Origin of the sequence: Streptomyces corchorusii, assembly GCF_001514055.1 — a bacterium.
GTDB lineage: Bacteria > Actinomycetota > Actinomycetes > Streptomycetales > Streptomycetaceae > Streptomyces > Streptomyces olivaceoviridis.
The window spans coordinates 1-568 of the sequence record NZ_KQ948419.1; the positions used below are offsets into that span (position 1 = coordinate 1).

1 protein-coding gene is annotated in these 568 nt (G+C 73.6%); it reads right to left on the reverse strand.

Annotated elements, in window-relative coordinates; translation table 11 throughout:
- On the reverse strand, window positions 1-568 hold a 568-nt coding region (locus AQJ11_RS45090; protein ID WP_159061831.1), incomplete at both ends, for an LLM class flavin-dependent oxidoreductase.

Below are 568 nucleotides of genomic sequence, written 5' to 3' on the forward strand. Positions count from 1 at the left end.
TCGCCCCAGGTGAGGTACACGTCGGCGTACCGGGCCGCGACCTGCCCGGCGGCGGGCGAGGAGCCGCCGAAGTACACCTCGGGGACCGGATCGGGCAGCCGGGCGAGCCTCGCCTCCTCGACCCGCAGGTGCTCGCCGTGCAGGTCGACGCTCTTGCCGTCCCACAACTGCCGCACGATGTGCAGGAACTCACCGGTACGGCGGTAGCGGGCGTCCTTGTCGAGGAAGTCGCCGTAGGCCCGCTGCTCGTGGCTCTCGCCGCCGGTGACGACGTTCAGCAGCAGCCGTCCGCCGGTCTGCCGCTGGAAGGTGGACGCCATCTGCGCGGCGAGCGTGGGGGAGACGAAGCCGGGCCGGAAGGCGACCAGGAACTTCAGCCGCTCGGTGTGCCGGCTGACCATCGCGGTGGTCAGCCACGCGTCCTCGCACCAGGCGCCGGTCGGGGTGAGCGCGCCGGCGAAGCCCAGGTCCTCGGCGGCCCGGGCGATCTGGCTCAGATAGGCGACGGTCGGCGGCCGGTCCCGGCCGGAGGCGGTCGCCGGGGTGCCGTGACCGCCGCCTACGACAT